Annotated in this window: 18 protein-coding genes; 16 read left to right on the top strand and 2 right to left on the bottom strand. The window is 66.8% G+C overall.

Going from position 1 to position 26554, the window contains the following annotated elements:
* The first annotated feature begins 21 nt into the window (after positions 1 to 21).
* The 16 genes from ACQR1I_RS06980 to ligA all read left to right on the top strand — a co-directional run bounded on the left by ACQR1I_RS06980 (position 22) and on the right by ligA (position 22913).
* Positions 22 to 1482 carry a UDP-N-acetylmuramoyl-L-alanyl-D-glutamate--2,6-diaminopimelate ligase gene (locus tag ACQR1I_RS06980; protein WP_434869014.1) on the top strand — a complete coding sequence of 487 codons (1461 nt, stop codon included), beginning with the start codon at positions 22 to 24 and terminating at the stop codon, positions 1480 to 1482.
* On the top strand, positions 1479 to 2855 hold the full coding sequence (locus tag ACQR1I_RS06985) for a UDP-N-acetylmuramoyl-tripeptide--D-alanyl-D-alanine ligase (RefSeq protein WP_434869013.1): 1377 nt from the start codon (positions 1479 to 1481) through the stop codon (positions 2853 to 2855). Before ACQR1I_RS06980 ends, ACQR1I_RS06985 begins: the two co-directional genes overlap by 4 nt.
* Before the next feature lie 194 nt (positions 2856 to 3049).
* Entirely contained in the window at positions 3050 to 4156 is a 1107-nt protein-coding gene (gene mraY / locus ACQR1I_RS06990) for a phospho-N-acetylmuramoyl-pentapeptide-transferase (RefSeq protein ID WP_434869012.1), read from the top strand.
* A gap of 1 nt (position 4157) precedes the next feature.
* Positions 4158 to 5558, top strand: coding sequence for a UDP-N-acetylmuramoyl-L-alanine--D-glutamate ligase (gene murD / locus ACQR1I_RS06995; protein WP_434869011.1), 1401 nt, complete (start codon positions 4158 to 4160; stop codon positions 5556 to 5558).
* Between the two features lie 245 nt (positions 5559 to 5803).
* Positions 5804 to 6955, top strand: coding sequence for a putative lipid II flippase FtsW (gene ftsW, locus ACQR1I_RS07000; RefSeq protein WP_434869010.1), 1152 nt, complete (start codon positions 5804 to 5806; stop codon positions 6953 to 6955).
* A gap of 48 nt (positions 6956 to 7003) precedes the next feature.
* The gene (gene murG / locus ACQR1I_RS07005; protein WP_434869009.1) at positions 7004 to 8107 is read left to right on the top strand and encodes an undecaprenyldiphospho-muramoylpentapeptide beta-N-acetylglucosaminyltransferase; all 1104 of its coding nucleotides are present in this window, start codon (positions 7004 to 7006) and stop codon (positions 8105 to 8107) included.
* 167 nt (positions 8108 to 8274) lie between these two features.
* The gene (murC, locus tag ACQR1I_RS07010; RefSeq protein ID WP_434869008.1) at positions 8275 to 9678 is read left to right on the top strand and encodes a UDP-N-acetylmuramate--L-alanine ligase; all 1404 of its coding nucleotides are present in this window, start codon (positions 8275 to 8277) and stop codon (positions 9676 to 9678) included.
* A 4-nt stretch (positions 9679 to 9682) separates the two neighbouring features.
* Entirely contained in the window at positions 9683 to 10606 is a 924-nt protein-coding gene (gene murB / locus ACQR1I_RS07015) for a UDP-N-acetylmuramate dehydrogenase (protein WP_434869007.1), read from the top strand.
* A 67-nt stretch (positions 10607 to 10673) separates the two neighbouring features.
* Complete coding sequence (locus ACQR1I_RS07020; protein WP_434869006.1) at positions 10674 to 11663, top strand: D-alanine--D-alanine ligase family protein; 990 nt, start codon at positions 10674 to 10676, stop codon at positions 11661 to 11663.
* Positions 11664 to 11972: 309 nt separating this feature from the next.
* On the top strand, positions 11973 to 13025 hold the full coding sequence (locus ACQR1I_RS07025) for a cell division protein FtsQ/DivIB (RefSeq protein ID WP_434888713.1): 1053 nt from the start codon (positions 11973 to 11975) through the stop codon (positions 13023 to 13025).
* Positions 13022 to 14341: a cell division protein FtsA gene (gene ftsA / locus ACQR1I_RS07030; protein ID WP_434869004.1), complete on the top strand. Its 1320-nt coding sequence runs from the start codon at positions 13022 to 13024 to the stop codon at positions 14339 to 14341. Before ACQR1I_RS07025 ends, ftsA begins: the two co-directional genes overlap by 4 nt.
* Positions 14342 to 14432: 91 nt before the next feature.
* Positions 14433 to 16277, top strand: coding sequence for a cell division protein FtsZ (gene ftsZ / locus ACQR1I_RS07035; RefSeq protein WP_434869003.1), 1845 nt, complete (start codon positions 14433 to 14435; stop codon positions 16275 to 16277).
* A 347-nt stretch (positions 16278 to 16624) separates the two neighbouring features.
* Positions 16625 to 17584, top strand: coding sequence for a UDP-3-O-acyl-N-acetylglucosamine deacetylase (lpxC, locus tag ACQR1I_RS07040; RefSeq protein ID WP_434869002.1), 960 nt, complete (start codon positions 16625 to 16627; stop codon positions 17582 to 17584).
* Between the two features lie 374 nt (positions 17585 to 17958).
* Complete coding sequence (locus tag ACQR1I_RS07045) at positions 17959 to 18852, top strand: outer membrane protein assembly factor BamD (RefSeq protein ID WP_434869001.1); 894 nt, start codon at positions 17959 to 17961, stop codon at positions 18850 to 18852.
* A gap of 128 nt (positions 18853 to 18980) precedes the next feature.
* Positions 18981 to 20654, top strand: coding sequence for a DNA repair protein RecN (gene recN, locus ACQR1I_RS07050; protein ID WP_434869000.1), 1674 nt, complete (start codon positions 18981 to 18983; stop codon positions 20652 to 20654).
* 111 nt (positions 20655 to 20765) lie between these two features.
* Positions 20766 to 22913, top strand: coding sequence for an NAD-dependent DNA ligase LigA (gene ligA, locus ACQR1I_RS07055; RefSeq protein WP_434868999.1), 2148 nt, complete (start codon positions 20766 to 20768; stop codon positions 22911 to 22913).
* A 178-nt stretch (positions 22914 to 23091) separates the two neighbouring features.
* Here the strand turns inward: ligA and ACQR1I_RS07060 are convergent, their stop codons facing one another.
* Complete coding sequence (locus tag ACQR1I_RS07060; protein ID WP_434868998.1) at positions 23092 to 24369, bottom strand: multidrug effflux MFS transporter; 1278 nt, start codon at positions 24367 to 24369, stop codon at positions 23092 to 23094.
* Between the two features lie 112 nt (positions 24370 to 24481).
* The gene (locus ACQR1I_RS07065) at positions 24482 to 26305 is read right to left on the bottom strand and encodes an aminopeptidase P family protein (protein WP_434868997.1); all 1824 of its coding nucleotides are present in this window, start codon (positions 26303 to 26305) and stop codon (positions 24482 to 24484) included.
* Between the last annotated feature and the right edge of the window lie 249 nt (positions 26306 to 26554).

Here is a 26554-nt window from a genome sequence, read left to right on the forward strand (position 1 = left end):
CCAGGACCGGTACGGATCAGGATGAAACTTCACGACCTTCTCGGCGATCAGGCGGGGCTCGACCCGCAAATCGCCGCCGTCGAAGTCTCCGGCCTCGCCGTGGACAGCCGCGCAGTCAGGCCCGGAGACCTGTTCTTCGCGCTATCGGGAACCAAGACCGACGGCGCGCGCTTCATCGCGGCGGCGATCGCCGCCGGAGCGGCCGCCGTGGCCGGTGCTGCGGCACCAGAGGGCGAGCTCCCGGTTCCGTTCGTCGCACTGCCCAACCCGCGGCGGGCACTGGCGCTCGCCGCGTCGCGCGTTTTCCCGCGGCAGCCGGCAACAATCGCGGCGGTGACCGGCACCAGCGGCAAGACCTCGGTTGCAGCCTTCACGCGGCAGATCTGGCAGAGGCTCGGCCACAGCTCGGCAAGCATCGGCACCGTCGGACTGGTCTCGGACAAGCGCACCGTCTACGGCTCTCTCACCACGCCGGACCCGATCGCGCTGCACCGGCAGATCGACGAGATCACGCAGGACGGCGTCACGCATCTGGCCTTCGAAGCCTCGTCGCACGGGCTGGATCAGTTCAGGCTCGATGGGGTGAAGGTCTCGGCCGGCGGGTTCACCAACCTGTCGCGCGACCACATGGACTACCATCCCGATCTCGCGCACTACCTCAACGCCAAGCTGAGGCTGTTCCGTGATCTGGTGCCGCCGGGCGGCCCTGCGGTCATCTCGGCCGACCATGAGTGCTCGCCTGATGTGATCGCCGCGGCTGAAACGCGTGGGCTCCGGCTGATGACGGTGGGGACGCATGGCGACGGCGCAGGAGCGGGCATCCGCCTCGTGGCCGCGGCGGTCGATGGTTTTGCTCAGCAACTCGAGATCCAGCATTGCGGCCGCATCACTTTCATCCGGCTGCCGCTGGTCGGCGCGTTCCAGGTCGAGAATGCGCTGGTCGCCGCTGGCCTTGCCATCGGCACCGGCAGTGATCCGCAAGCGGTGTTTGAATCGCTGGAGCAGCTCGAAGGCGCCAAGGGGCGGCTTGAGCTGGTCGGGGAGCACAATGGTGCACCGATCTTCATCGACTACGCCCACAAGCCGGATGCGCTCGCCAAGGCGCTGCATGCGCTGCGGCCGTATGCCGCGCGGAAACTCGTCGTCGTGTTCGGCGCGGGCGGCGACCGCGACACCGGCAAGCGGCCTCTGATGGGGGCGATCGCCGCCGCCGAGGCCGACAGCGTCATCGTCACCGACGACAACCCGCGCAGCGAGGATCCCTCGGCGATCCGCGCCGCAATCCTTGCGTCCGCGCCAGGCGCACGCGAGATCGGCGACCGCGCCGAAGCGATCCGGGTTGCGATCAGCGAGCTGCAGCCCGGCGATGCGCTCGTGATTGCCGGCAAGGGGCACGAGACCGGACAGATCATCGGCAGCGACGTGCTGCATTTCAGCGATCATGAAGCGGTCGCGGACGCATTGGCGGCGAGGGCATCATGACGAAGGCGCTGTGGACGGTGGCCGAGGCGGCGCGCGCGCTCGGCCTCGCCGGCGACTATCCGGCGACACCGATCGATTTCGTCACGCAGGACAGCCGCGCCGTAAAGCCTGGCAGCCTGTTCGTCGCCCTGAGCGGCACGCCCAGCGGCGGCTTCGTATCGAGCTTCGCCTCCAGCCGTGACGGCTGGGAGTTCGCGGCCAATGCCGAGAAGGCCGGTGCGGTGGCGATGATCGTGCCGCACGAAATCGAGGGCATCACGGTCCCACAGCTCGTGGTGCCGGATACGTTGATCGATGGTCTGTGGGCGCTCGCTCGCGCCGCGCGGGCCCGCTTCCATGGTCCTGTCATCGGATTGACCGGCAGCGCCGGCAAGACCTCGACCAAGGAGTTCATCGCCGCCTATCCCGGCGCGTCGGCGAGCCCGTCGAGCTTCAACAATTTCTGGGGCGTGCCGCTGACGCTCTGCAATGCCGATCCGGGCGCGTCGGTCTGGGTGATCGAGATGGGCATGAACCAGACCGGCGAGATCGCGCGGTTGACGGAGCTGTCGCAGCCGACCGTGGCGCTGGTGGTCAACGTGCAACCGGTGCATCTGGAGAAGCTCGGCAGCCTCGAAGCGATCCGGAAGGAGAAGGTCTCGATCGCGCGCGGTCTGCCGGCCGACGGCATCCTCGTGCTTCCCGCCGATCTCGCGGCGCCCGAGTGGAGCGGCAAGGTGGTCCGTTTCGGTGGCGACAGCGAGGTGCGCGAGCTTTCGCATGCAGCGCGCGGCGAGAGCTGGGATGTGACGTCGGAGGTGGCAGGCCGCCGCATCGAATTCGCGCTGACGCCTGGTGCGCCGCATCGCCTGCACAATGCCCTCGCGGCGCTTGCTTCGGTGGCCGCCGCCGGGCTCGATCCCGCACTGCTGGCGAGCGAGCTTGGCCAGGTCGGCATCATGACGGGCCGCGGCGTCGAGCAGACCGTCAGTGATATCGTGCTCATCGACGACAGCTTCAATGGCAATCCCGCCAGCATGGCGGCGGCGCTCGACAGCCTGCAGGCGCGGCCGGTGAAGGGACGACGGATCGCCGTGATCGGCGATATGCTCGAGCTTGGCGAAGAGGCGCCAGCGTATCATGCCGGGATGGCCGGACATCTCGCCGCGATCGACGGCGTGTTCTGCGTCGGGCCGCTGATGCGCCATCTCTTCGAGCGGCTGCCGCAGGAGCAACGGCTGGGCTGGCACGAGGATCCGGTGACGCTCGATGCCGGGCAGATCGCAGCGCTGCTCGCACCCGGCGACGTCGTCGTGATCAAGGGCAGCAAGAAGATCTTCTGGGTCAACAAGTTCGTCTCGAAGCTCGCGGCCGCCCTGCAGGGCCGCGCCTGAAAAATCGGGCGATATCGCGGCGCGGCACAGAGGTGTTTTCCACTGGTGTTCGAGCGGTCATGCCGGACGAATCATTTCGCCCGGCTACGATTCGCACCCGGCACCGATCATGGTTAAAAGAGGCGGACTGGATTCGTGCGCGGGACTTTGGGCGTTGCGCGCTCGGTCCCGGTGAGGCGGCATAGGCGGGTCGGATGTTCTATTGGTTGATCGAGCTGACGAATACGTTTCCGAGCCTGTCGGCGTTTCGCGGGCTGCTCAACGTGTTCCGTTACATCACGTTCCGGACCGGCGGCGCGGTGGTCACCGGCGCGCTGTTCGTGTTCCTGTTCGGACCCTGGATCATCGATCATCTTCGGCTGCGCCAGGGCAAGGGGCAGCCGATCCGCACCGACGGGCCGCAATCGCATATCATCAGCAAGAAGGGCACGCCGACGATGGGCGGGCTGATGATCCTGTCGGGACTCGTCGTTTCGACCGTGCTGTGGGCCAATCCGCTCAACCCCTATGTCTGGATCGTACTGGCGGTGACGCTCGGCTTCGGCTTCGTCGGCTTCTATGACGATTATCTGAAGGTCACCAAGCAGTCGCATTCGGGCTTCGCCGGGCGCGCGCGGCTGCTGATCGAGGCGGCGATCGCGCTGGTCGCCTGCTATGCGCTGGTCCGGCTGGGACGCGATCCCTCATCGATGGGGCTCGCGATCCCGTTCTTCAAGGACCTCATCTTCAAGTTCGGCTGGATGTACGTCATCTTCGGCGCCTTCGTGATCGTCGGCGCCGGCAATGCTGTCAACCTGACCGACGGCCTCGATGGTCTCGCCATCGTCCCTGTGATGATCGCCTCCGCGAGCTTCGGCCTGATCGCCTATCTTGCCGGCAACGCTGTGTTCTCCGACTATCTGCAGATCCATTATGTCGCGGGCACCGGCGAGCTCGCCGTGCTGTGCGGCGCGGTGCTCGGCGCGGGCCTCGGCTTCCTCTGGTTCAACGCCCCGCCGGCCTCGATCTTCATGGGCGACACCGGCTCGCTCGCGCTCGGCGGCATGCTTGGCTCGATCGCGGTCGCGGTGAAGCATGAGATCGTGCTGGCTGTGATCGGCGGCCTGTTCGTGCTCGAAGCCGTGTCGGTGATCGTGCAGGTCGCCTCGTTCAAGCTGACCGGCAAGCGCATCTTCAAGATGGCGCCGATCCATCACCATTTCGAGCAGCTCGGCTGGACCGAGCCGCAGATCGTGATCCGGTTCTGGATCATCTCGGTGATGCTGGCGCTGGTCGGTCTCTCGACCTTGAAGCTGCGCTGACATGATCCCCGTCACCTCCTTTGCCGGCAAGACCGTCGCCGTGTTTGGACTCGGCGGCTCGGGGCTGGCGTCGTGCCATGCATTGCGGGCCGGCGGCGCCGAGGTCATCGCGGCCGACGATGGCGCCGATCGCATGACGGAAGCGGCGAAGGCCGGCTTCATCACCGCCGATCTGCGCACCGTCTCCTGGGCGAACTTCGCCGCCCTGGTGCTGGCGCCGGGCGTGCCGCTGACCCATCCCGTGCCGCATTGGAGCGTGCTGAAAGCGCGCGAGGCCGGCGTCGAGGTGATCGGTGACATCGAGCTGTTCTGCCGCGAGCGCAAGCGCCACGCGCCGGATGCGCCGTTCGTCGCTATCACCGGCACCAACGGCAAGTCGACGACGACGGCGCTGATCGCGCATCTGATGCGGGTCGCCGGTTATGACACCCAGATGGGCGGCAACATCGGCACCGCGATCCTGTCGCTGGAGCCGCCGCGGATGGGCCGCGTCCACGTCATCGAGATGTCGTCCTACCAGATCGATCTCACACCCTCGCTCGATCCGAGCGTCGGCATCCTGATCAATGTCAGCGAGGATCACATCGATCGCCACGGCACGATCGAGAACTACGCCGCGGTGAAGGAGCGTCTGGTCGCGGGTGTCCAACCGGCGGGCACCGCGATCGTTGGCGTCGATGACGGCTTTTGCCGGGCCATTGCCGACCGGCTCGACCAGGCCGGCAAGCGCGTCGTGCGCATCTCGGTGAAGAACCCGCTGGCCGACGGGCTCTACACTGAGCACGAGACCATCGTGCGCAGCGCCGGCGGCGCGCGCAGCGAGGTCGCACGGCTCGGTGGCATCGGCTCGCTGCGCGGCCAGCACAATGCCCAGAACGCCGCCTGCGCCGCCGCTGCCGCGCTCGCGATCGGCGTGAAGCAGGATGTGCTGCAGCAGGGGCTGCGCAGCTTTCCCGGCCTCGCACACCGCATGGAGCAGGTCGGCCGCCGCGCCAACGTGCTGTTCGTCAACGACTCCAAAGGCACCAACGCGGATGCGACCGCGCATGCGCTGTCGTCCTTCGCCGACATCTTCTGGATCGCGGGCGGCAAGCCGAAGGCCGGCGGCATCACCAGCCTGACCGGCTTCTTCCCGCGCATCCGCAAGGCCTACCTGATTGGGGAGGCGGCGACGGAGTTCGCCGCCACGCTCGGGGAGAGGGTGCCGCACGCCATGTCCGGCACACTCGAGGTCGCGGTCGCGCAGGCGGCCGCGGATGCGGAGGAGTCAGGCCTGAAGGAGGCCGTCGTCCTCCTGTCCCCGGCCTGCGCCTCCTTCGACCAGTTCCGCAATTTCGAGATCCGCGGCACCCGCTTCCGCGATCTGGTGCAGGCGCTGCCGGGGGTGGAGAAGGTCGTTTAGGCAGCATGCACCGCTGTCGTCCCGGCGAACGCCGGGACTCATACCCCCAGGAAGCTGTTTGAGGCACGCCGGCCATTGGCTCTTTGCCCATCACGACGGCCGCGGAGTATGGGTCCCGGATCGGCGCCGCGACGCGCTGCGCGCGTCACGGCTTGTCCGGGACGACAGCCGAGAGGTCCTTAACCCTTCGATAACCATCCTGGGCGCCAATGGGCTGATTCCTTCAGGCCTCAGGTGGTCGCCCGATGCTCTCCCGCGAAGAACGCAATCCGCTGTCGGACTGGTGGTGGACGGTCGACAAGCCGCTGCTCGGCGCGATCCTCGCGCTGATGCTGTGCGGGGTGATCCTGTCGCTGGCGGCGAGTCCGCCGGTCGCGACCCGGATCGGGCTCGATCCGTTCCACTTCTTCAACCGTCACGTCCTGTTCCTGCTGCCGTCCTTCATCGTGCTGATCGGCGTGTCCTTCCTGTCGCCGCGGCAGATCCGGCGCACCGCGCTGGTGGCGTTCGCAATCGCCATCGTGCTGATCGTGCTGACGCTCGCCGTCGGCCCCGAGGTGAAGGGCTCGCGGCGCTGGATCACGCTGGTCGGCGTCAACATCCAGGCCTCGGAGGCGGCGAAGCCCGCCTTCGTCGTCGTTGCCGCCTGGCTGTTCTCGGAATCGGCGCGGCGGCCCGACATGCCGGCGACGACGATGGCGCTGGTGCTGCTGCTGATGCTGGTGTCGCTCCTGGTGATGGAGCCGGATTTCGGCCAGACCATGCTGATCCTGATGGTGTGGGGCTCGCTGTTCTTCATCGCCGGCATGCGCATGATCTGGGTCGCGGGCCTGGCGGGCGCTGCGGCCGCCGGACTGTTCGGCGCCTATCTGCTGGTGCCGCACGTGGCTGGGCGCATCAAGCGCTTCATGAATCCGGCCTCGGGCGACACCTTCCAGGTCGACACCGCGATGGAGGCGTTCTCCAATGGCGGCTGGTTCGGGCTCGGACCCGGCGAGGGCATCGCCAAGCGCAGCCTGCCGGACAGCCACACCGACTTCGTGTTCGCGGTGGCCGCAGAGGAGTTCGGCATCATCCTGTGTCTCGCTTTGGTCGCGCTGTTCGGCTTCATCGTCATCCGCACACTGTCGCGCGCCTATGCCACCGAGGACGGCTTCTCGCGCTTCGCGGCCTCGGGCCTCGCGATCCTGTTCGGCATCCAGGCTGCCATCAACATCTCGGTCAACCTGCAGCTGATCCCCGCCAAGGGCATGACCCTGCCGTTCATCTCCTATGGCGGCTCGTCGATCGTGTCGCTCGCCTACGGCGTCGGCATGATGCTGGCGCTGACCCGTCAGCGCCCGCGGATCGAGGCCGAGGTGACAGACGCGGCGGGGGCGCTGCGCAATTACGCCTAACGCCGGGCCGGCTCGCCATGACGACACATTGGCTGTAAACATCAGCGCATGACCTCAACTGCGCCTCTCATCCTGCTGGCCGCCGGCGGCACCGGCGGCCATCTGTTTCCCGCCGAAGCGCTCGGCGTCGAGCTGATCAAGCGCGGCTATCGCGTCCGCCTCGTCACCGATGCGCGCGCACTGCGCTACAGCGGCCTGTTCACCAAGGACATGATCGACGTGGTGCCGAGCGAGACGGTGCGCAGCCGCTCGCCGGTGGCGCTGGCACGCACCGCGCTGCTGCTCGGCACAGGGACGCTGGCAGCGTTCAATCTGATGCGGCGGCTCAAGCCTGCCGCCGTGATCGGCTTCGGCGGCTATCCGACGGTGCCGCCGCTGCTGGCGGCGCGGCTCGCCGGCGTGCCCAGCCTGATCCACGATGCCAATGCCGTACTCGGCCGCGCCAACCGATTTCTATCCACGCATGTGAAGGCGATCGCGACCTCGCTGCCCGGCGTGCTCGACCGTGATCCGGCACTGGCCGGAAAGACCACAACGGTCGGCACGCCGATGCGGCCGGCGATCCTCGAAGCCGCGGCCGTGCCGTACGCCGCGCCGGAGACCTCCGGCCCGCTGCGGCTGCTCGTGGTCGGCGGCAGCCAGGGCGCGCGGGTGATGAGCGACATCGTTCCCGGCGCGATCGAACGGCTGGAGCCGGCGCTGTGGAGCCGGCTGGTGCTGACCCAGCAGGTCCGCCAGGAGGACATGGCGCGGGTGCGCGCGGTCTACGACCGGCTCAAGATCAATGCCGAGCTGCAGCCGTTCTTCACCGATCTTCCGGCGCGGCTCGCGGCCAATCATCTCGTGATCTCGCGCTCCGGCGCCGGCACGGTCGCCGAACTCGCCGCGATCGGCCGGCCCTCGATCCTGGTGCCGCTGCCCGGTGCCATCGATCAGGACCAGTTCGCCAATGCCGGCGTGCTGTCGCAGGTCGATGCCGCGATCCGGATCGTACAGAGCGACTTCACGTCCGACCGGCTGGCGTCGGAGATCTCGTCGCTCGCGGCCGAGCCGTCGCGCCTCGCCGCCATGGCCCAGGCCGCGCGTGCCGCCGGCCGGCTCGATGCCGCCGAGCGGCTGGCCGACCTCGTGCTGAAGACGGCCGGGCTCTGAGCGGGACGGCCAAAATCGGCCAAAATCCGGGCGGAGCGACTGAAAATTCGTGGTTTTTCCGGTTTTTGCGGGCTTGTCCCGGCCTGCCATGTCTTGCATGAAAGGCGCATGATTCGGGCGGTCGGGCTCAACCCCGCTCCCCGCGAGACCATGGACGGGATGCCCTCATGAGACTGCCGCGCGAGATCGGACCCATCCACTTCGTCGGGATCGGCGGTATCGGCATGAGCGGCATCGCCGAGGTGCTGTGCAATCTCGGCTACACGGTGCAGGGCTCGGACGCTTCCGACAACGCCAACGTCGCGCGTCTGCGCGAGAAGGGCATCACCGTCAGCGTCGGCCACACGGCCGAGAACGTCGCGGGTGCCGATGTCGTCGTCGTCTCGACCGCGATCAAGCGCGACAATCCGGAACTGATGGCCGCGCGTGCGCAGCGCATTCCGGTCGTCCGCCGCGCCGAGATGCTCGCGGAGCTGATGCGGCTGAAGAGCTGCGTTGCGATCGCAGGCACCCATGGCAAGACAACGACGACCTCGATGGTCGCGGCGCTGCTGGATGCCGGCGGCCTCGATCCGACCGTGATCAACGGCGGCATCATCAATGCCTATGGCACCAATGCGCGGCTCGGCGGTGGCGAGTGGATGGTGGTCGAGGCGGACGAGAGCGACGGCACCTTCCTGAAGCTGCCGGCGGATGTCGCCATCGTCACCAATGTCGATCCCGAGCATCTCGATCACTTCAAGACCTTCGATGCCGTGCAGGATGCGTTCCGCGCCTTTGTCGAGAACGTGCCGTTCTACGGCTTCGCCGTGATGTGCATCGATCACCCGGTGGTGCAGGCGCTGGTCGGCAAGATCGAGGACCGCCGCATCATCACCTATGGCGTGAACCCGCAGGCCGATGTCCGCTTGGTCGATCTCACGCCGATGGGCGGCGGCTCGGCGTTCAAGGTCATCTTTCGCGACCGTAAGAGCGGCGCGACGCACGAGATTTCCGACCTCGTGCTGCCGATGCCGGGCCGGCACAACGCCTCGAACGCAACGGCCGCGATTGCGGTGGCCCGAGAGCTTGGCCTGTCCGACGAGGCGATCCGCAAGGCGATTGCGGGCTTCGGCGGCGTCAAGCGCCGCTTCACCCGCACCGGCGAGTGGAATGGCGTCACCGTGATCGACGACTACGGCCATCACCCGGTGGAGATCGCGGCCGTCTTGAAGGCGGCGCGTGAATCCACCAACGGCAAGGTCGTCGCCGTGGTGCAGCCGCATCGCTACACCCGGCTGCAGTCGCTGTTCGAGGAGTTCTGCACCTGCTTCAACGATGCCGATGCCGTCGTCGTCGCCGATGTCTATCCGGCCGGCGAGGCGCCGATCGAGGGCATCGACCGCGATCACTTCGTGCTCGGCCTGCGCGCCCACGGCCATCGCGACGTGGTGCCGCTGCCCAGGGCGGCCGATCTCGCCGGCATCGTCAAGGATCTCGCCAAGCCGGGTGATCTCGTCGTGTGTCTCGGGGCCGGCAACATCACACAATGGGCCTACGCGCTGCCGAACGAGCTCAAGGCGCTGGGGTAGGGCAGTGGGCTTCCCCGACATCACGCCCGATCTGAAGGCCGCGATGCCTGAATTGCGCGGGCGTCTGCTCGCCAACGAAAGCCTCGCGCCGCTGACCTGGTTTCGCGTCGGCGGACCGGCGCAGGTGCTGTTCACGCCGGCTGACGCCGACGACCTCGCTTACTTTCTGAAGCGCCTCGCGGGCGATCTGACGGTCTACGTCATCGGTGTCGGCTCCAACATGATCGTGCGCGACGGGGGCGTGCCGGGCGTCGTGATCCGGCTAGCGCCTCGCGCCTTCGGTGAAGTCAAGGCAGAGGGGGACGTCGTCTCCGCTGGCACCGCGGCGCTCGACAAGCGCGTCGCCGAGGTCGCGGCGTCCGCCAATCTGGCTGGTCTCGAATTCCTGTTCGGCATCCCCGGCACCATCGGCGGCGCCTTGCGGATGAATGCCGGCGCCAATGGCGGCGAGACCAGGGACATTCTCATCGAAGCGACCGCGATCGACCGCCAGGGCGAGACGCATCGCTTCACCAATGCCGAGATGAAGTTCACCTATCGCGCGAGCGGCGCCGATCCGTCGCTGATCTTCACGGCCGCACGCTTCCGCGGCACGCCGTCGTCACCCGAGGCGATCCGCGCGCGCATGGCCGAGGTTCAGGCGCATCGCGAGACCGCGCAGCCGATCCGCGAGAAGACCGGCGGCTCGACCTTCAAGAACCCGCCGGGGCGTTCGGCCTGGAAGTTGGTCGATGCCGCGGGCTGCCGCGGCTTCAAGGTCGGCGGCGCCCAGGTCTCGGAGATGCACTGCAATTTCCTGATCAACACCGGCAACGCTACGGCCGACGATATCGAGACCCTCGGTGAAACCGTGCGCGAGCGCGTCAAGGCTCATTCGGGCATCGAGCTGCAGTGGGAGATCAAGCGGATTGGACTCAACGCGAGCTGATGCTTGCGGGTTCACGTGAAGTCCGCGTTGTCGCAACCGCGTTTTGAGATCGATCGAGAAACCATTGATGCGCACCACGATTTTATTCGGCGGCTCTAACAAGGAGCGCCTCGTCTCGGTCGCCACCGCCAAGGCCCTGCACGCCGCGCTGCCCGAGGCCGACCTCTGGTTCTGGGAAGCCGACGACACCGTGCATCGGGCGAGCGGCCCGGCGCTGGTCGCCCATGCCAAGCCGTTCGAGGAGCCGTTCACGGCCGATGGCGTGGGGATCGGTACGCTGGCCGAGGCGCTCGATCGGGCCCGCGCGGAAGACCGACTCCTGGTTCTCGGACTCCATGGCGGACGCGCCGAGAATGGCGAGCTTCAACTGATGTGTGAGATGCGCGGCGTGCCGTTCACCGGCTCGGCGTCGGCGTCCTCCCATCTCGCCTTCGACAAGGTTGCCGCCAAGCGTTTTGCCGTGCTCGGCGGCGTCACGGTAGCCGAGGGCGTGGTGCTCGACGATGCGGAAGCCGCGCTCGCGCGTTGCGGCAAGCTGATCGCCAAGCCCGTCAAGGACGGCTCGAGCTTCGGGCTGATCTTCGTCAACGCCAAACAGGACCTCATCGCCGTCAAGGCGGCGGCGGCGACCGAGGAGTATCTGATCGAGCCGTTCGTCACCGGAACGGAGGCGACCTGCGGCGTGCTCGAACAGGCCGATGGCGCGCTGATCGCGCTTCCGCCGATCGAGATCCTGCCGGCCGACGGCGCCTTCAACTATTTCGCGAAGTACCTCGCGACGGCCACGAAGGAGATCTGTCCGGGGCGCTTCAGACCGGAGGTGACGGCGGCCCTGCAGGCGGAGGCGATCAAGGCGCATCGCGCGCTGTCCTGCGGCGGCTATTCGCGGACCGACTTCATCGTCTCGGCCAATGGCCCGGTCTATCTCGAGACCAATACGCTGCCGGGACTGACCGCCGCCTCGCTCTATCCGAAGGCCTTGGCGGCGCAGGGCATCCCCTTCGTCGACTTCCTGCAGCAGCAGATCGCCCTGGCGGAGCGCCGCCTCCGCCGTTGAAAATGTGCGGTAGTCGCACCGGGGGAACCCGGCCCGGCGTCCCCCGGAGGTTCCTGTAACCCGTAAAATGCTTAAGAATTTCGGGCAAGGTCCTCATAAATCGGAGAAAAAAATCGCCTCTCCGGACCTATTTTACTTTTTGTTTACCAGGACGTCCGAAGGTTAACGCTGGCGCCTCAGTGGTGCTCGGCTGCCGGGTCGAGCTGTCGTGACGAACCGCATTGGGATGGTCACGAGTGTCCGGCCTGTCGAGACCGTGGGCGTGGGTCCGCGAGTATCTGCGGGCGCAACAGTTGATGAGCTCGTGCAATGGATGGTGCAGGACGCCTCGCTCGAACGCAGAGGCCTCAAGCTGACCTCAAAGCCGCTGCCCTTGGCGCGGCAATCCTGCTGCGCGAGTATGTCTCAGCCCGTCTTCCGCGCTTCAAACTGTCGCGAGAGCGCAAGAAGGATCTGCACGGCAGGTCCACGCGCAAGGATCGTGCGCAGATGCAGTCTGCGCTGGCGCCGATGGTCGAGCGCGACGCGCCGCCACGTGTGGTGGATTTCGTCGAGCGCTATCTGCCGCGCCGGCTCGGCACCATTGCGACGGTAGGGTTGCTGTTCGGCAGTGTCTGGCTCGGCATCGTCAAGGGCGGTCACGCCCAGGATGTCAGCATCGCCTTCGCCGACACCCGCAACGCGCTGGCCAACGCGGCCGGGTTTCGCATTACGGCGGTCGCGATCAATGGCCGCAAGCAGCTCACGCAGGACGAGGTGCTCGCCATCGGCGGCGTCTCCGGCCGCTCGTCGCTCTTGTTCCTCGACGCCGCAGCCGTTCGCGACAAGCTCAAGGCCAACCCGTGGATCGCCGAAGCGACGGTGCAGAAATTCTTTCCGAACCAGCTGCAGATCGACATCGTCGAGCGCAAGGCGTTCGCGTTGTGGCAGCAGGACGGCCGGCTCTCGGTGATCGCCGATGACGGTGCCGTGCTCGAACAATATGTGTCGCGCCGCTTCCTCACCCTGCCGCTCGTCGTCGGCAAGGGCGCCGAGAGCAGGGCCCGCGACTTCCTGGCGCTGCTCGCGCGCTATCCGCAGGTGCGCGCCGTGACCAAGGCCGCGATCTTCGTCGGTGAGCGCCGCTGGAACCTGCGCACCAAGGACGGTCTCGATATCCGCCTGCCGGAGAACGACGTCGGCAATGCATTGGCGGCGCTGAGCCAGCTCGACCAGGAGGACAAGCTGTTCTCGCGCGACATCGTCGCGATCGACATGCGGCTGTCGGACCGGCTGACCGTGCAGCTCGGCGACGATGCCGCGAAGGCACGCGACGAGCTGTTCAAGGACAAGAAGTCCAAGAAGAAGGCCGGTGACGCATGACCGGCTTCGATCGCCAGACCCCGAAGACGCGCCCGATGGCGCAGAAGCGCACCGCTTTGGTCGCCTCGCTCGACGTCGGCACCAGCAAGATCGCCTGCATGATCGCGCGGCTGAAGCCGGCGCCGCCGAGCGATGCGCTGCGCGGCCGCACCCATGCCGTGGAGCTGATCGGCTACAGCCAGATCCAGTCGCGTGGCGTCAAGGCCGGCGCCGTCGTCGATCCGGTCGAGTGCGAGCAGGCCGTGCGCCAGGCGGTCGCGTTGGCCGAGCGCATGGCCAAGGTGCGTGTCGAGTCGGTGCTGCTGCCGGTCGCAGGTGGTCGCCTGACGGGGCATCTGATCGAGGCCACCTCGGACATCCGCGGCGGCGCCGTGACTCAGGCGGACGTCAGCCGCGTCACCTCCACCGGCATGCACCACGCTACCGGCGAAGGTCGGTCGGTGCTGCACGCGCTTCCCGTCGGCTACACGCTCGACGGCGTGAAGGGCATTCGCGATCCGCGCGGCATGCTGGCCCGGCAGTTCGGCGTCGATATGAACGTGGTCACGACCGACGCGACCGTCGCCAAGAACCTGATGCTGGTGGTCGAGCGCTGCCACCTGAACGTCGAGGCGATGGCGGCGAGCCCGTATGTTGCCGGGCTCTCGGTGCTGACCGACGACGAGGCCGATCTCGGTGCGGCCGTCGTCGAGATGGGAGCGGGCACCACGACGATCGCGATCTATTCCGGCGGGCGCTTCGTCCACGCCTCCGGATTTGCGCTCGGCGGGCATCATGTGACCATGGATCTTGCGCGCGGACTATCAGCGTGCATTGCAGATGCCGAGCGAATCAAGACGTTATATGGCACGGTGCTGACTGGCGGGTCCGACGCGCGTGAGTTGATGTCTGTTCCGACGGCGGGTGACAACGAGCGGGATGTTCCGCAGATCGTGTCCCGCGCCACCATCGCGAACATCGTCAGGCACCGCGCAGAGGAGATTTTTGAAATGGTCCGCGACCGGCTGAAGGATTCGCCCTTTGCGGCAGAACCCAAGGCGCGCGTCGTCCTCAGCGGAGGCGCCTCCCAACTGACGGGTCTGGTCGAGCTCGCGACACGGATCCTCGGCCGCCCGGTCCGCATCGGCCGCCCGCTCGGCTTCGGCCGCCTTCCCAACGAGGCCAAGAACGCAGCCTTTGCGGTTCCGACCGGGCTCCTGGTCTATCCGCAATATGCGCACCTCGAACACGTCGAACCGCGGCATACGCGGCAGGCTGGGACAGGGACGGACGGATATTTCGGGAAGGTCGGCCGATGGCTACGCGAGGGCTTCTGATGACCGTTTTCCGCACCATGCCATTTTCACCAACACCACCCACGGCCGGCGGCCGGGGCGAACCCACGCGCGCGTGACTCGAGAGGCACCCATGGCACTCACTATTACCCCTCCTGATATCCACGAGCTGAAGCCCCGGATCACCGTGTTTGGCGTCGGCGGCGCGGGCGGCAACGCCGTCAACAACATGATCACGGCCGGCCTGCAGGGTGTCGACTTCGTCGTCGCCAACACCGACGCCCAAGCGCTGACCATGTCGAAGGCGCAGCGCATCATCCAGATGGGCACGCAGGTGACGCAGGGCCTCGGCGCCGGCTCGCAGCCGGACGTCGGCGCTGCCGCCGCGCAGGAGGTGATCGACGAGATCCGCGATCATCTCTCGGGCGCCAACATGGTGTTCGTGACCGCCGGCATGGGCGGCGGAACCGGCACCGGTGCAGCCCCCGTCATCGCCAAGACCGCGCGCGAGATGAACATCCTCACCGTGGGTGTCGTCACCAAGCCGTTCCACTTCGAGGGCGCGCGCCGCATGCGCACCGCGGAGTCGGGCATCTCCGAGCTGCACAAGGTCGTCGACACGCTGCTGATCATCCCGAACCAGAATCTGTTCCGGGTCGCCAACGAGAAGACGACCTTCGCGGATGCTTTCGCGATGGCCGACCAGGTGCTCTATTCCGGCGTCGCCTGCATCACCGACCTGATGGTCAAGGAAGGCCTGATCAACCTCGACTTCGCCGACGTCCGCGCCGTCATGCGCGAGATGGGCAAGGCGATGATGGGCACCGGCGAGGCCTCCGGCGAGAAGCGCGCGCTGACCGCGGCGGAAGCCGCGATCGCCAATCCGCTGATCGATGATTCCTCGATGAAGGGCGCCCGCGGCCTCTTGATCTCCATCACCGGCGGCAAGGACCTCACGCTGTTCGAGGTCGATGAAGCCGCGACCCGCATCCGCGAAGAGGTCGACCAGGACGCCAACATCATCGTTGGCGCCACCTTCGACGAATCGCTCGACGGCTTGATCCGCGTCTCCGTCGTTGCCACCGGCATCGAGCAGGCGCAGTTCAACCGCGGCGTCACGACGACTGCACAGCCGGCGGCGGCTGTCGCTCCGATTGCCGCCGCCCCGACCGCTCACGCGGGACACCCCGAAAGCCGCCTCGCTGATCTGACCGCGCGCCTGCGCGCGGACAATCAGCGGCTGGCCGAGCGCGCCGCCAAGCTCGAGCAGCAGGCGTCGCAGGCTCCGGCCGTTGCGGCGCCCGCGCCAGTCGCGCCGCCGGTGCAACGCCCGGCTCCGAACCTCGAGCGCGAGACGCTGGCCGCGGTGGCCGCCGCCATGGCGAGCGAGCCCGCGCCGACGGCACCGGTGCAGCCGGCATCGTATGGCGACGTGACCGTGCGGCCTATTGCGCAGAAGCCGTCGCTGTTCCCCGAGCCTGAAGCGCAGCGTGTCGCTCCGGTCGAGCCGGCCGCGCCGCCGGAGACCTTCATTCCGCAGGCCGCGGAGCGGGTTCCCACGCGCGCGCCGCGGATGCCGAAGTTCGAGGATCTGCCGATGCCCGCGCAGGCCGAGATCCGGCAGGCGAGGGGCGACGAAGGCGACGAGCATCCGCAGAAGACCCGGATGTCGCTGCTGCAGCGTCTCGCCAATGTCGGCCTCGGCCGTCGCGACGAGGACAACGAGCAGCCGATCTCGACCCGTAACGCAGGTCCCGCGATGCCGCAGATGCCGCAAATGCCACCGCTGCCGGACCGTAAGCCGCAGCGGAACGTTGCCCAGCAGATCGCGAGCCACGAATCGCCTGTCTCCGAATACGCCCGCCGTCCTGCTCCGCAGGGCTTGGACACTCATGGCCGTCCGGCACCTGTGTCGCCGGCGCCACAGGGCGACGACCATTTGGATATCCCGGCCTTCCTCCGCCGGCAGGCAACCTGAGAATTGTTACAGCCCCGAAGGTGCTGAACAGGCCCGGCTCGCGAGAGTCGGGCCTTTTTAGTGCGCTGCAGCATGCGATGAATGAGTGTTCAACTAACTGATTTTAAATGATTAATTATTCTTTCGGCGCTTGGATGGGGAACGAGGAGGGTGAAAGCCACGTTCCAAATCGGTTAAGGGTTGGCGCAAATACGGCAGAGATGGGGTAACAATCCGTAAAGAAGCGTGAGTTGGCGCTCTTTGGGGCCGTCGGTAAGGTCTGTCGTGACTTGGGGATGCCTGAAAGTGAGTCGGTTTCGCGAGGGGCGGCCGGCGGGACGATCAGGTGGGGTCTTGGGCGATAGTCGATGAAATTCAGCCGGCAAACAACGCTTCGATCACAAGCCACCGTCACTGGTATTGGAGTGCACTCCGGCACGCCCGTGAGCCTGACCATTGGGCCGGCGCCGATCGACAGCGGTATCGTGTTCGTCCGGACCGGCCTCGACGGGGCTGATCGGGAAGTCAAGGCGGCCTTCAATTCCGTCATTTCCACCGAGCTTGCCACCGTTCTGGGCGACCGCAATGGCCCGCTCGTCGCGACGGCAGAGCATGTTCTGTCCGCCCTGCGCGGCATGGGCGTCGACAACGCCCTGATCGAGATCGACGGACCCGAAGTTCCGATTATGGACGGCAGCGCTGCACCGTTCGTGGCCGCCATCGACCAGGCCGGGATCATCAATCAGTCCGCTCCGCGTCGCTACATCCAGGTCCTGAAGCCCGTTCAGGTCACCATGGGCGCCTCCAGCGGCGAGCTTCGTCCGAATGCCACCGGCTTCCGCGTCGAAATCGAAGTCGACTTCGCCAACACCGTGATCGGCCGCCAAGCCTATAATTTCGAGCTCAATCCGGAGCGCTTCCGCCGCGAGATCGCGCGGGCGCGGACCTTCGGCTTCATGAGCGACGTCGCCCGCCTCTGGAGCGCCGGATACGCGCTCGGCTCCTCCTTCGAGAACTCGCTCGTGTTCGACGAGGAGCGCCTGCTCAACCCGGAAGGCCTGCGCTACGCCGACGAATGCGCCCGCCACAAGGTGCTCGACGCGATCGGCGATCTGGCGCTGGCCGGCCTGCCGATGCTCGGCACCTATCGCTCGGTGCGCGGCGGCCACAAGCTCAATCATGCCGTGCTCACCGCGCTGATGGCGGATCGTACGGCTTGGCGAGTGGTCGAGGGCGAGACGGTGCGCCGTCCGCGCGTTGCGGCCGAGGTCGCTGGCGGCATGGTCGGTGGCATGATCGCCCCGGCCTTCGGGCCCGACGTGTCCTGAGAGCTTCGATCCGTCTGCACGCTCTGGCGCCAGATGGCGCGGTTACCCGTGGCAGAATGTCGTCACCAATATTTTCGTGACTGCGCGTTTCCAGGCGCGTCGCGACTCCTCCGTTGTGGAGGCATCTGCGCGTTTTCCCAAGGCATTTTGAGCGCTACGAAGGCTTTTTCAGCGCTAACCACGTTCCGATACCGTCGTCCAGGTCTCGCCTTAATCCGGGCGAATTGGCTGCCTATGCGGTTGGTCGATGATGGTTTTTCAGATAGAGAGGCCGGGGCAGCGTAATCCGCGCCGGACTTCTCCTTCGCGTTCATGAGACGGCGCTCATAATGCGCGGCGTAGATCAAACCACAGGCATCGGGTTCCAAAGCAGCATGTCGAACCAGCGTCTCACGCGCGAACTCCGTTCCTCCGTCATCCCGGCTGGCCGCCATCTGCGGCTTGCGGCGTCGTTGGCCGTGCTTGCGCTGCCTCTGGCGGGATGCGGCACCGGTGCGCTGTGGGACAAGTTCATGGCCAAGGACGATACGTTCGCCGATGTGCCAGCGGACAAGCTCTACAATGAGGGCTTGTACCTCATGAACGAGAAGAAGGACGTCAAGGCCGCGACCAAGAAGTTCGAAGAGGTCGACCGCCAGCATCCCTATTCCGACTGGGCGCGCAAATCGCTGCTGATGTCGGCCTACGCGTCATATCAGGCCGGCGACTATGACGGCTGTATCGGCGCGGCTTCGCGCTACGTGACGCTGCATCCCGGCAGCCCCGACGCTGCCTATGCGCAATACCTGATCGCCGCGTCCCACTACGACCAGATCCCGGACATCAGCCGCGATCAGGGCCGTACCGAAAAGGCGATCGCCTCTCTCGAGGAGGTGGTGCGCAAATATCCGAACTCCGAATACGCCACCAGCGCCAAGGCGAAGATGGAAGGTGCCCGCGACCAGCTCGCCGGCAAGGAGATGGACGTCGGCCGCTACTACATGCAGAAGCGCGACTACACCGCGGCCATCAATCGCTTCAAGACGGTGGTGACCCAGTACCAGACCACCCGGCACGTCGAGGAAGCTCTGTTCCGGTTGACCGAGGCCTACATGACGATCGGCATCGTCGGCGAGGCTCAGACCGCGGCTGCCGTGCTCGGGCATAATTTCCCGGACAGCAAGTGGTACAAGGACGCCTACAATCTCGTGAAGTCCGGCGGCGTCGAGCCGGAGGAGAACAAGGGCTCCTACATCTCGCGTGCCTTCAAGAAGCTCGGTCTGGGCTGAGCGAACTCTCAGGATCAGTTCTCGCTGATCCCGCTTTGTTCTATATTCTTGTTTTGTTCTCGAATTGCTGCTAGCATCGAGTCGTTCGCTCAGGGGCCTTTTGCCCCGTTACGAAGGACCTCGGTTCCATGCTGGCGCGACTGTCGATCCGTGACATCGTCCTGATCGAACGACTCGATCTCGAGTTTTCCGATGGGCTTGCGGTGCTGACCGGCGAGACCGGTGCCGGCAAGTCGATCCTCCTCGACGCGTTCGCTTTGGCCCTCGGCGGCCGCGGTGATGCAAGCCTGGTGCGACATGGTGCCGACCAGGGCCAGGTCACGGCCGTGTTCGAGATCGGCAAGGATCATCCGGCCGCCCGGATCCTGGCCGCCAACGGCCTCGACGCTGACGGCGAGATGATCCTGCGCCGTGTGCAGTACGGCGATGGGCGCACCCGGGCCTTCATCAACGATCAATCCGTGAGCGTGCAGACCTTGAAGGCGATCGGCGCCACGCTGGTCGAGATTCACGGCCAGCACGATGAGCGGGCGCTGGTCGATGCCGCCACCCACCGCCGGCTGCTGGATGCCTTTGCCGGCCTCGAGAAGGATGTCGCGGCTGTCGAGAGCTTGTTCGCGGCCCGCCGGATGGCGGTCACCGCGCTCGAGCAGCATCGTGCCGGCATGGAGCGCGCCGCCCGCGAGGCTGACTATCTGCGACATGCCTCGGACGAATTGAAGAAGCTCGCGCCGAAGGAGGGTGAGGAGACCCAGCTGGCCGCCCGGCGGACCGCGATGATGCAGGGCGAGAAGATTGCCGGCGATCTGCGTGACGCCCAGGATGCGGTCAGTGGCAACCAGTCGCCGATCGCGGCGCTGGCGGCCGCGGTCCGCCGCCTGGAGCGGCGCGCGGTGAGCTCGCCGGCGCTGGTCGATCCCGCCGTGAAAGCCATGGATGCCGCGATCAACGCGCTGGAGGAGGCCGACCAGCATCTGACGGCGGCGCTCGCGGCGACCGATTTCGACCCGCTGGAGCTGGAGCGGATCGAGGAGCGGCTGTTCGCGCTGCGGGCGGCCGCGCGCAAATATTCGACGCCGGTCGATGGGCTCGCCGCGCTGGCCGCCAAATACGCCGCCGATGTCGTGCTGATCGATGCCGGTGCGGAGCAGCTCAAGAAGCTCGAGGCCGCGGCGGCCGGTGCAGACTCCCGCTATGCCGCGGCGGCAGCCAAGCTGTCGGCAGCGCGCACCAAGTCGGCGGAGAAGCTGAACCGCGCCGTTCTTGCCGAACTCGGCCCGCTCAAGCTCGAGCGCGCCAAGTTCATGACCCAGGTCGATAGCGACGCGGACGCGCCGGGGCCGGAAGGCATCGACCGCGTCGAGTTCTGGGTCCAGACCAACCCGGGCACGCGGCCGGGCCCGATGATGAAGGTCGCTTCCGGCGGCGAGCTGTCGCGGTTCCTGCTCGCGCTGAAGGTCGTGCTGTCCGATCGCGGCTCGGCCCCGACCCTGGTGTTCGACGAGATCGACACCGGCGTGGGTGGCGCCGTCGCGGACGCCATCGGCGCCCGGCTGGCCCGGCTCGCGCATGGCGTCCAGGTCATGGCGGTCACCCATGCGCCGCAGGTCGCCGCGCGGGCAGACCAGCATCTGTTGATCTCGAAGGATGCGCTCGATCGCGGCAAGCGCGTCGTCACCCGGGTCAACACGCTGGCCACCCTGCATCGCCGCGAGGAGATCGCCCGCATGCTGGCCGGCGCCGAGGTCACCGCCGAAGCCCGCGCCGCCGCCGACCGCCTGCTGGAGGCCGCCGCGGCCTAGCGCGCCGCGCCTGCGCCCGAACGCTTTGGCTCCGGCGCGCGCATTGTGTACACCGTCATGTCGGCGAGGCCCCGGGCCTCGCCCCGTCATGACGAGCAGATCATACGCAGCATGCCCAAGACAGCGAAACCCAAGCAGCCCGTCGACGTCGCCGATCTCACCAAGGCGCAGGCCAAGGTGGAATGGAAGCGGCTGGCGCTGGAGCTCGAAACCCACGACAGGCTTTATTATCAGGACGATGCGCCGAAGATCTCGGACGCCGCCTATGACGAGCTGCGCCGGCGCTTCAACGCGATCGAGGCGCGCTTTCCCGAACTCGTCAGCACCGAATCCCCATCCCAGAAGGTCGGCGCAGCGCCGTCCGGCCGGTTCAAGAAGGTGCGGCATGCGGTGCCGATGCTGTCGCTCGACAACGCCTTCGCTGAGGAGGACGTGCGCGACTTCGCCGGCCGCATCGCGCGCTTTCTCAAGCTCGCCGACGACCGCATCGATTTCTCCGCCGAACCGAAGATCGACGGGCTGTCGATGTCGTTGCACTATGAGGGCGGCGAGCTGGTCACGGCGGCCACGCGCGGCGACGGCGCCGAGGGGGAGGACGTCACCGCCAACATCCGCACCTTGAAGGACGTGCCGCAGAAGCTGCACGGCCGCAACCTGCCCGACATCTGCGAGGTGCGCGGCGAGGTCTACATGACCAAGCAGGCCTTCCTCGCGCTCAACGAGCGCCAGAAGCAGGCCGGCGACACCATCTTCGCCAATCCGCGCAACTCCGCCGCCGGCTCGCTGCGGCAGAAGGATCCGACCATCACGGCCTCGCGTCCCCTCGGCTTCTTCGCCTATGCCTGGGGCGAGATGAGCGCGATGCCGGCGGAGACGCAGAGCGGCATGATCAAATGGTTCGAGCGTTGCGGCTTCACGACGAACCCGTTGACCAGGCTCTGCCACTCGGTCGAGGAACTGATCGCGTTTCACCGCTCGATCGAGGAGCAGCGCGCCGAGCTCGACTACGACATCGACGGCGTCGTCTACAAGGTCGACCGCATCGACTGGCAGGAGCGGCTTGGCTTCGTGTCGCGCACCCCGCGCTGGGGCATCGCGCACAAATTCCCGGCCGAGCGCGCCATGACCGTGCTCAAGGACATCGAGATCCAGGTCGGGCGCACCGGATCGTTCACGCCGGTCGGCAAGCTGGAGCCGGTCGGCGTCGGCGGCGTCATCGTGCAGAACGTGACGCTGCACAATGAGGACTACATCAAGGGCATCGGCAACAAGGGCGAGGTTCTGCGCGAAGGCCGCGATATCCGCATCGGCGACACCGTGGTGATCCAGCGCGCCGGCGACGTCATCCCGCAGGTGGTCGACGTCCTCGTCGACAAGCGACCTAAGAACTCGGAGCCGTTTGAGTTTCCAAAGAAGTGTCCATGCCCGCTGCACACCGCCGTCGTGCGCGAGGAAACCGCGGCCGGCGAGGAGGGCTCGCGCGCGCGCTGCACCGGCGAGTTCGCCTGCCCGTATCAGAAGATCGAGCATCTCAAGCTGTTTTCGTCGCGCCGCGCCTTCGACATCGACGGCCTCGGCGAGAAGCAGATCCAGTTCTTCTTCGACGAGGGTTGGGTCAAGGAGCCGGCCGACATCTTTTCCCTGCAGAAGCGCAACGCGACGCTGAAGCTAGAAGAAGTCGAGGGCTACGGCGAGACCTCGGTGCGCAACCTGTTCAATGCCATCGACGCGCGCCGCGAGATCGCGCTGGAGCGCTTCATCTACGCGCTCGGCATGCGCCATGTCGGCGAAACCACCGCGCTGGCGCTCGCCCGCGGCTACGGCTCGTGGGAGGCGTTCCACGATGCCTGCCTGAAGGTCACGGCCGGCGACGAGGAGGCGATTGCGGAGATGGATGCGCTCGACCAGATCGGCGACACCGTGATCAAGAGCATCGCGGCCTATTTCGGCGAGGACCACAACCGCGGCATCGTCGATCGGCTGACGAGCGAGGTGAGGATCCTCGATGCGGAGAAGCCCAAGCGCAACTCGCCGATCGCAACCAAGACGGTGGTATTCACGGGCACGCTGGAAAAGATGACCCGCGACGAAGCCAAGGCCACAGCCGAGCGGCTCGGGGCGAAAGTGTCGGGCTCGGTGTCGAAGAAGACCGACTACGTCGTCGCCGGCCCCGGCGCGGGCTCGAAGCTGAAGGACGCCGAGAAGCACGGCGTGAAGGTGCTGACCGAGGACGAGTGGCTGCAGCTGATCGGGGAGTAGCCCTTCGCCGAGGCTGCTTGTTACAGACGCCTATCGCGACGTCCACAACCGTCATCATCCGCGAAAGCGGATGATCCAGTATTCCAGAGGCAGTCCTGATAGAGCCGACAGGCCTCGGCGTACTGGATACCCGCCTTCGCGGGTATGACACCGAGAGGCACGCGAGTGCGTACGTCCCTCACATCACCCCGGCCTCATCCTCCTCCGCCGCTTCGATCAGCTCCTTCGTCACCACCACGGGCGTGCGCGGGACGAGGAAGATCATGGTGCAGGCGCAGGCCAGCGACAGCGCGAGCATGGCCGAGGTGAGCGGCAACGTCGTCGCATAATGCCCGCCGAGAAACGCGCCAAGCTGCGAGGTCAGCGCGCCCACGCCCATCTGCAGGAAGCCCATCGCGCCGGACGCCGTGCCGGCGGCGCCCGGCCGGACGCTGATGGCCCCGGCTGCGGAGTTCGCCATCACGGCGGCGTTGGCGAACATCAAGAGCATCTGCGTGCCGAACAGCACCGACGGCACCTGGTTGAAGCCGAAGAGGCTCCAGGCGAAATTCAACGCCGCGCTGGTGAGCTGCAGCGCCAGCCCGAACCAGATCAGCCGGTCGAGCGAATGCCGCGGCGCATATCTGACGCAGAACAGGTTGCCGACGAAGTAGGCGAAGCCGGTGGTCGCGAACCACGCGCCATACTCGGCCGATGAGCGGCCCATCTGCACTTCGACGATGTAGGGGCCGCCGCCGGCAAAGGCGAAGATGATCTGCGACGCCAGCACCTGGCACAGCATGTAGCCGAGGAACGCCCGGCTTCTGACCAGCATCGCGACGTCGCGGCCGAAGCTCGCGCCTTCGACGCGGGCAGGGCGGGTCTCCGGCAGTGCCATGGTGACCGCGATCGCAATCGCAATCGACAGCGCGGCCACCACGTAGAAGATCGCATGCCAGCCGAACGCGATCTCGATCAGGCCCCCGGTGAGCGGCGACAGCATCTGCGCGATCATCATGACGGCCACGACGAGACTGATCATCGCGCCGATGCGCTCGCGCGGATAGAGATCGCGAATGATGGCGCGGCTGATCACCATGCCGCTGGCGCCGCCGAGCGCCTGGAAGAAGCGGGCCGCGATGAGCTGAGGCAGCGTATCGGCGACGATGCAGCCGAAGCTCGCGACGATCGAGAGCGCGAGGCCGGCGAGCATCACGGGACGGCGGCCGAACCGGTCCGACAGCGGTCCGAGCAGGAGCTGCGAGATCGCAATGCCGATCATGTAGAACGACACCGTCATCTGGACGACGGAGGCGTCGCGGCCGAACGTGGTCGCCAGCAGCGGCAGCGCCGGCACCAGCAGGTACAGCGAGATCGGCGCCAGTCCGGTCATCACGACCAGAAGCACCAGCACCGTACGCGAGGGCATGACGCGCTGCGGCGCCACCTCGGGCGGTCTGCTGATGATTCCATGCATCGAGGCGTCGCTCGGATCGTTTAGGACGCCGCCGACTGTAGCGAGCTTCCGGCTCGCGGAAATGCCTGTTTCCGCATATGCCCATGCGGTGAGCGACGGCGCGCCGCTCGGATCAGAGCGGCGCCGTCGCCTGGTCGAGCCAGAGCTGATCCGCCTCGTCGAGCGCGTCGCGAACCGTCTCCCTGACGCGGGCATGATAGGCGTCGAGCCAGCTGCGCTCCTCGCCGCTCAGCATCGCGACATCGATCAGCCGCCGGTCGATCGGCGCAAGCGTCAGCGCCTCGAAGCCGTTCATCGGCTTCTCCGCCCCGGGCACGTCCTTCGGCACCACCAGCTCGAGGTTCTCGATGCGGATGCCGAACGCATCGGCCTTGTAGTAGCCGGGCTCGTTGGACAGGATCATGCCGCGCTTCAGCGGCGTGGTGCCGAGCTTGGAAATCCGCGCCGGCCCTTCATGCACGGACAGATAGCTGCCGACGCCGTGACCGGTGCCGTGCTCGAAATCGACGCCGGCCTGCCACAGGAATTGCCGCGCCAGCGTGTCCAGCTGCGCACCGGTCGTGCCGTCCGGAAAGATCGCGCGCGCGATCGCCAGATGGCCGCGCAGCACGCGAGTGAAGCGGTCGCGCATCTCGGCGGTCGGTTCGCCCACCGCCATGGTGCGCGTCACGTCGGTGGTGCCGTCCTGATATTGTGCGCCGGAATCGATCAGCAGCAGATCGCCGGGCATGATTCGCCGGTTGCTCTTGCGGGTCACACGGTAGTGCACGATGGCGCCGTTGGGCCCGGTGCCGGAGATGGTCGGGAACGACACGTCCTTCAGCGCGCCGGTGTCGCGGCGAAATGTCTCCAGCGCCTCGACCGCATCGATCTCGGTCAGCGTGCCCTTCGGCGCCTCGCGGTCGATGAAAGCGAGAAAGCGCACCAGGGCCACGGCGTCGCGCTGATGGGCGCGCCGCGTGCCCTCGATCTCGACCGGGTTCTTGGCGGCCTTGAGCAGGCTGACCGGATCGGCGCCGCGCACGGCCTTACCGCCGGCGTCCTGAATGAGTCGCGTGAGAGCATCGGCAGCAGTGGCGGTGTCGAGCGCAATGGCGGCGCCCGTTCGGGCCAGCTCGGCCAGGCTCGGTGTCAGCGCATCCGGCTCGGCGACGTCGGCGCTGTGCTCGAGATGGTCGCGCGCGACGTTGGAGAGCTTCCGATGATCGATGAAGACGGTCGGTCGTCCGCTCTTCGGCACCAGTGCATAGGACAGGGGGAGCGGCGTGTGCGAAACGTCGGCGCCGCGGATGTTGAAGGTCCAGGCGACGTTGTGGGAATCGGACAGCACCAGCGCCTCGACCCCGAGCCGCTCGATCTCCAGGCGGATGCGGCCGAGCTTGTCCGCCTCGGTCTCGCCTGACAGGTTCGCGCCATGAATTGACACCGGCCCGAGCGGCGGTTGCGGGCGCTCGGTCCAGACGCTGTCGATCGGATTGCCCTCGACGGGCACCAGCTCCGCGCCCGCCTTGGCGCAGGCTGCGGCCAGACGTTCGGCAGCGGCTGTGGTGTGCAGCCAGGGATCGAAGCCGACGCGGTCGCCGCTCTGCAGATGGCGCGTCAGCCAGCTCTCCGGCGGCGGCTCGATCAGCGATTCCACCACCCAGGCCTTGCCGTCCACCTGCTTGCCGGCCTGCAAGGTGTAGCGGCCGTCGACGAAGATCGCGGCTTCCTTCGCCAGCACGATCGCGAGACCGGCGGAACCGGTGAAGCCGGTCAGCCAGGCCAGCCGCTCATCGGACGGCGGCACATATTCGTTCTGCTGCTGGTCGGCGCGCGGCACGATGAAGCCGGCGAGCTTGCGGCGCGCAAGTTCTTCGCGCAGCGCCGCCAGGCGGGCGGTCAAGGCGACGCCGGCTTCGGGATCCTCGAATGTCTGGAAGTGTGCTTCGAACATCGGTCTCATACTTTAGGAGAGGGGGTGCGTCTGCGACGAATACTCTTTCACGCAGGCGTGCAGTGCACGAAGAATCTCCTTGCATTCGCCAGTGCAAAAAGATTTGCTGTCACCTGTCAGTCATCCGAAAGAGATGTGACGAGGAGACGTAGGGATCGGCGACCACGATCGGTAGATCGATCTGCCACGGTCGCACAATCCGGGGAGTGCCTCAACTCAACGGCGAGGGGACGCACGATGCCTGCATTT

This window comes from Bradyrhizobium sp. HKCCYLS2038, assembly GCF_051167655.1.
GTDB lineage: Bacteria > Pseudomonadota > Alphaproteobacteria > Rhizobiales > Xanthobacteraceae > Bradyrhizobium.

Bases quoted from the DNA above. Each gene is read 5' to 3' on its own strand.
- ACQR1I_RS06980 (WP_434869014.1), top strand. From the start codon at position 22: ATGAAACTTCACGACCTTCTCGGCGATCAGGCGGGGCTCGACCCGCAA.
- ACQR1I_RS06985 (WP_434869013.1), top strand. From the start codon at position 1,479: ATGACGAAGGCGCTGTGGACGGTGGCCGAGGCGGCGCGCGCGCTCGGC.
- mraY (WP_434869012.1), top strand. From the start codon at position 3,050: ATGTTCTATTGGTTGATCGAGCTGACGAATACGTTTCCGAGCCTGTCG.
- murD (WP_434869011.1), top strand. From the start codon at position 4,158: ATGATCCCCGTCACCTCCTTTGCCGGCAAGACCGTCGCCGTGTTTGGA.
- ftsW (WP_434869010.1), top strand. From the start codon at position 5,804: ATGCTCTCCCGCGAAGAACGCAATCCGCTGTCGGACTGGTGGTGGACG.
- murG (WP_434869009.1), top strand. From the start codon at position 7,004: ATGACCTCAACTGCGCCTCTCATCCTGCTGGCCGCCGGCGGCACCGGC.
- murC (WP_434869008.1), top strand. From the start codon at position 8,275: ATGAGACTGCCGCGCGAGATCGGACCCATCCACTTCGTCGGGATCGGC.
- ACQR1I_RS07020 (WP_434869006.1), top strand. From the start codon at position 10,674: ATGCGCACCACGATTTTATTCGGCGGCTCTAACAAGGAGCGCCTCGTC.
- ACQR1I_RS07025 (WP_434888713.1), top strand. From the start codon at position 11,973: ATGGATGGTGCAGGACGCCTCGCTCGAACGCAGAGGCCTCAAGCTGAC.
- ftsA (WP_434869004.1), top strand. From the start codon at position 13,022: ATGACCGGCTTCGATCGCCAGACCCCGAAGACGCGCCCGATGGCGCAG.
- ftsZ (WP_434869003.1), top strand. From the start codon at position 14,433: ATGGCACTCACTATTACCCCTCCTGATATCCACGAGCTGAAGCCCCGG.
- lpxC (WP_434869002.1), top strand. From the start codon at position 16,625: ATGAAATTCAGCCGGCAAACAACGCTTCGATCACAAGCCACCGTCACT.
- ACQR1I_RS07045 (WP_434869001.1), top strand. From the start codon at position 17,959: ATGTCGAACCAGCGTCTCACGCGCGAACTCCGTTCCTCCGTCATCCCG.
- recN (WP_434869000.1), top strand. From the start codon at position 18,981: ATGCTGGCGCGACTGTCGATCCGTGACATCGTCCTGATCGAACGACTC.
- ligA (WP_434868999.1), top strand. From the start codon at position 20,766: ATGCCCAAGACAGCGAAACCCAAGCAGCCCGTCGACGTCGCCGATCTC.
- ACQR1I_RS07060 (WP_434868998.1), bottom strand. From the start codon at position 24,369: ATGCATGGAATCATCAGCAGACCGCCCGAGGTGGCGCCGCAGCGCGTC.
- ACQR1I_RS07065 (WP_434868997.1), bottom strand. From the start codon at position 26,305: ATGTTCGAAGCACACTTCCAGACATTCGAGGATCCCGAAGCCGGCGTC.